2 protein-coding genes are annotated in these 5487 nt (G+C 59.5%); both read left to right on the top strand.

Translation table 11 applies throughout. The features are described from left to right. Positions 1-99 precede the first annotated feature (99 nt). Positions 100-996, top strand: a complete 897-nt coding sequence (locus JNL86_13665; GenBank protein MBL8043958.1) for a sigma-54-dependent Fis family transcriptional regulator — start codon at positions 100-102, stop codon at positions 994-996. A 571-nt stretch (positions 997-1567) separates the two neighbouring features. Further along, positions 1568-5487 (top strand): hypothetical protein (locus JNL86_13660; GenBank protein MBL8043957.1); only part of this gene is annotated, 3920 nt, incomplete at its 3' end.

The following is a 5487-nucleotide window of genomic DNA, read 5'->3' as shown; positions in this document are numbered from 1 at the left end:
GCCGCGTTCCCGCTGCCGACTCCTGCCGGCAAGCCGAGTCGTTCCAGCCCGGAACGGACTGAGTCGCGCTTGGGTGATCTCGTCGGAGTGAGCTCGGTCATGCATCAATTATTCGATATGATCCGCCTGGTTGCGGACAGTGCGGCGACAGTGCTGATCCAGGGCGAAAGCGGAACGGGCAAAGAACTGGTTGCTCGGACGATTCACCAGACCAGTTATCGAGGCGAGAAACCCTTTGTGGTCGTAGATTGTGGAGCGCTTCCGGAGACGTTGCTGGAGAGTGAGCTGTTCGGCCATGTGAAAGGTGCCTTCACCGGTGCCGCTGGGGCCAAGCCCGGTTTGTTTGAAGAAGCGGACGGGGGGACGATCTTCTTGGACGAAATTGCCGATACCTCGCCGACCTTCCAGGCCAAGCTGCTGCGGGTGTTGCAGGAAGGGGAGATCAAGCGGGTCGGCGGTACACAACCGATCAAGATCGATGTGCGTGTCGTGTCGGCTACCAACAAGGATCTGGCCGATTTGGTGAAGGCAAAGGCCTTTCGGCAGGACCTCTATTATCGGTTGGCCGTGCTGCCTGTCCATTTGCCCCCATTGCGTGAACGGAGGGCTGATATTCCCTTGCTTGTGACGAAGTTCATTGCGGACTCCTGCCAGCGGCACCGCCAAGAGCTGCGGCACGTGAGCGAGGAGGCGATGCGGGCCTTGACCGCCGCGCCGTGGCCCGGCAACGTTCGGGAGTTGCAGCATTACATTGAGCGGGCAGTAGTGACCACCACCCATGCGGAGTTGACCTGTGCGGATCTGGTGGCCGCCGGGTCCCAAGTCGAGCCCGCCGATCTTCGAACGGTCGGGCGATTTGCGGCGATGCAGGCTGAGCGGGTTCGGATACTCCAGGCGCTGCAGCAGACTTCGGGGAATCGGGTGAAGGCGGCACGTCTCCTGAAAATCAGCCGCGCAAGTCTCTATAACAAGCTCAGCGAGCTCGGTATCCGCTAGACTACTCCCTGTCTGATCTCCTCACGGGCCAATATCTCGGCGTGCCATCAAATCCCCTTCAAAATCAGCCTGATTGAGAGCATCTCGCGTGCTCGATCACGCCTCAGCTTGCCCCTTATTGCCACAAAATAGAATCCGTAGTGTCCACTGGCATGGACAGTCTAAGTAGTTGTATTTTCACGCTTGCCATTCACGTCCCCGTAGTCTGTCTAAAGGCGTGGAAAACAGCCGGTAGGTTGTTCTTCCTCGTTGTTGTAGTATCGATTCATAACTCATTGATAGTGCTGATGAAATTCTGTGATCATTCACGCGGGTGAGTAGGCACATCAATTGCGTTGTGCCGGAGTGCTGGTGAAGGTGCGGGTGATTAGGACCGGCCTCCGAATGACCTGCTCCCTCAAACATTGAGGACACCCTTCACCAGCCCTTTTCTCTTTTGGAGCGTTTCGTGGAGGAGGGAAGGAGAGGCCGGAGCAGCCGGGGTCCTGCCTGACGGAGGCCGGTCACACGACCACGCTTTTTATTCACTCCCGCGGAAGGGCGCGGGATTATCAAGGAGGGAGGCCGACATATGAGGTCTTCAGTGCAGTCAAAACGCAGGCGCATCAGTCGCAAGGCGATGCTGAGCCTGCAGGCGGCGCTGCTCTCGGGCAGTTTGCTTGCCGCGCCGTGGGTGTTCGCGGTTGGGCCGGGCGATCAGTCGCATGACGGTCATGCGACGCCGGTCGCCATGCCTGGTTGGACCCAGACCCTCAAGGGTCAAACCGTGGTGGAGAACGCCATGGAGGGCCGTGCCGGGAATGCAGAAAAGATGGAGATGCAGCACCACCGCCTGATGGAGAAGTTGGAGCAGCAGGCGGGCAACGATGCCAAGGCGCAGCAGACCTCCGGTGCATTCAACGAGATGTCGATGATGCACCAGTACATGGGGCAGGACGGCAGCAGCTTCCTGCTCGCGACCGATTCGTCGAAGGGCGAACCGGTCATGACGTCCGGCGGGAAATGTCCGGCGAATGCACCGGTGAAGACGTATGACGTGTCGATGATCAACATCGAAATCAGCTTGAACCGGTGGCTTGATTACTATCCCGGATATATGTACGTCCATACCGGAGAGATCGACAAGGTTCGCGCTGAAGAGGCCAAGAATAAAGAAGCGCGTGAGAAGGAAGGCTTTGATCCTGGAGCGGTGACAACCGGAAACCAGGGCGACGCCATTCAGCCCCTGGTCCTTCGTGCCAACCAGGGCGACTGCGTGAAAATGACGCTGCGCAATCAAATGGAAGGTGAGGATGGCAGCTTGGTCATCCAGGCGTCCAGCATGATCGTCAGCGCGACCGGAAAGCCTGCCACGACGACCAACCCGGATACGGTGGTGTCGCCGGGCAAGTCCCAAGAGTTCGAATGGTACATCCATCCGAACATGCAGGAAGGTGTGCGTCAGTTCCATTCGTGGAGCCATGATCGTGAGTTGACGGTGTTGGGGCTGTTCGGAGCTTTCATCGTCGAACCGAAGGGCTCCAAGTATCTCGATCCGCTCGGCACGGGCGCCGCGCCCGATGCGAACAGTGGATGGCAGGTCATGATCGATAACGGTACGGGACCGGACTTCCGCGAGTTCGTGCTGTTCTATCACGAGATCGGCGACGAAGCGTTCCGTCCGCTGAACAAGAAGGGTGACTTCTTGCCGCAGCGCGATCCGCTGACCGATGCCTATCGTCCGGGTGGCCGCGCGATCAACTATCGCAGCGAGCCGTTCGGTATCGACCAGATGCATTTGCAGCACGAGTATTTCGGGTTTGAAGATGAATCGCTGGCCTACAGCGCGTATACCTTCGGCGACCCACCCACCACGGTGGCCCGCGGTTACCTCGGTGACCCGGTCAAGTGGCGTCTCGTGCATGGTGGATCCGAAGTGTTCCACTCCCACCATCCGCACAGCGGAACCATCCGCTGGCAGCGGAGCCCCGGCACCGAGCTGAACACCCTCTGGGCGGCGGGTCAGGATGGACCGGTGAAGTATCCGGTGGTCCGGACGAAGTCTGATCGGGTGGATGTGGAAGTCGTGGGTCCGTCCGAGTCGCTCGACCTGGAACCGGAATGCGGCGGCGGTGGCTGCCAGCATTTGGCCGGCGAATTCCTCTATCACTGCCACGTCGCGCACCACTATGTGGCCGGCATGTGGGGGTACGGCCGGTTCTACAATACCTTGCAGGTCGGCAATGCCCATACCGACACGATGCCGGATATGCGTGAGTTGCCGGATCGGCTGGGCCGCATGAAGCAGGGTGTGTCGTCCGATAAATTGATCGGGACGACCGTCGATTGGTTCGGGAAGACCTTCAAGATCGTCGACAAAAGCCAGAAGACGAACTGGAAGTCCGATCCTGTGATCGTGAACATCAAGGATTGGGTGGAAATGTTCGTTCCGGCCCAGGGTCAGCCAGGCCACACCGGGGATGAGAAGGGCCAGATCATGGCCTACGATGCGACGGTGTGGGATTGGAAGTGGGACGGCAACATCGCCCGCGGCGAGCGGGAGAGTACGGCAAAATATCCGAAGTATCCCGCCGCAGCCAAGTGGGACGACAGCACCAGACCGGCAATCCTGTTCGATCCAACGACGGGAAAAATGGCCTGGCCGTTGTTCAAGCCGCACTTCGGCAAGCGCGTTCCGTTCTCAGCGAACCACAGCGGTGCGCCATGGTTGGAGCCGATTCACCAGGATGAAAACGGTGAGCGGACCTCCGAGCCGGCGAAGCCGGGCGAACAGGGTCGTTGGAGCCTCTGCCCTGACAACGCCAATCGGAAGCATTACAACATTCACTTTGTCCGCATGCCGATCACCCTCGCCAAGAAGCAGGGGAAAGAGCCGGCCATGGTGGATAAAGACGGTCTGATCTACCTTCTTCACGAAGAAGAGCGGTTGACCAGAGCCAATGACGATCTGAAGCTTCCCGCCGTCATCCGCGCCAACGTGTATGACTGCGTGGACCTGTTGTTGACCAGCGAGTGGGACGACGACGATTACACGAACTTCCAGTCGTCCAAGATCAACATCCATCCTCACTTCTTCCAGTTCGACACCGGGAATTCGGACGGTGTGATCTCAGGAATGGAGTATGAGATGTCGGTCCGGCCGTTCACCATGTGGGGCAAGAAGACCAAACATGGTCTGCCGGCACCGATGGTTGCGAAGCTCACCGGCGAAGCCAAAGCCGGGGCCACCTCCATTAAGTTCCAGATGGCGCCTGGCGCCACGCCGTTCCACGTCAACACCGAGTTGATGGTCGGGATGGACTGTTTGGAGAAGGGCAACGATCCGGCGGCGTCACTGCCGCGGGATAAGAGCTGTCAGGAAGTCGCACGTGTCAAAGAAATCAAGGGCGATGTCATCACGTTCTTCAAGCCGCTGAAGCACAACCACCCGGCGGGCGATCTCGTGTCGCCGGAGTTCGTGCGCTATCGGTGGTGGGTGGACGTGGACATGGGAACGGTGTTCTGGCATGACCACGCATTCGGCGCGACGACCTGGCCCCATGGCGGGTTCGGCGTGACGATCGTGGAGCCGTACGGATCCACCTACCATGATCCGAAGAACGGCAAGCTGGTCTACAGCGGGCCGATTGCGGACATTCACAGCAATGAGCCGATCGGAGCCGGTGTCAGCGGCAGCTTCCGTGAGTTGATGGTCTCCATCCACGACACGGTGCCGCACACGGTCAACGTCATCGAAGCCGGCAATCCTCCGGGACAGCCGATCGAAGTGGCGTTGGAAGCGGGCAAGACGGTGTCGTTCCAGATGCCTGATAAGATCTTGAACGCGCCGAACAAGTACATCAACGGCGGAACGCATACGACCGGCAGCGGCTTCAACTTCCGCGCGGCGCCGTTTGCACAACGCCTGTCCAACAATCCGGACACCTCCAAGCTGTTCAGCAGCGCGGTCCACGGTGATCCGGGCACTCCGCTTCTGCGGGCGTACACGGGCGATACCATGGTGTTCCGCCTGTTGCACCAACTGATGAACGAGTCGCACGTCTGGACGATCGCCGGCCATACCTTCCTCACGGAGCGGTATGCGGCGGATGCCAACCGGAAGTACTCGATTCACGTCGGGATCGCCGAGCGGTATGACCTCGTCTCCAAGGCGGGCGGATTCCAGGGGATGCCTGGCGACTACATCCACTTCAACGGCAGAACGTCACACTTCGCCGAAGGTGGATGGGGCATTCTGCGTGTGCTCGACAAGCCAGTGGCGGATCTGATGCCGTTGCCCAAGGGGACGAATCCTCTCGGGATTCCGGCGACACCCAGTTCCGTCTGTCCGTCGGATGCTCCGGTGAAGAGCTTCAACGTCGTGGCGTTGGATCGCCCGATGAAGCTCAATCCGAAGGCTCCGGATGCGATCGAGGTGGACTTCGAGCGGAAGATCGAAATGACCATGCCGGAAGGCAAGATCTTCGCGCTGGAGGAAGAAGCCGCGACCGT

The sequence above is a fragment of the Nitrospira sp. genome (assembly GCA_016788885.1).
GTDB lineage: Bacteria > Nitrospirota > Nitrospiria > Nitrospirales > Nitrospiraceae > Nitrospira_A.
The sequence above is the reverse complement of the archived record's forward strand: the minus strand, read 5'-3'. Positions and strand labels throughout refer to the sequence as shown.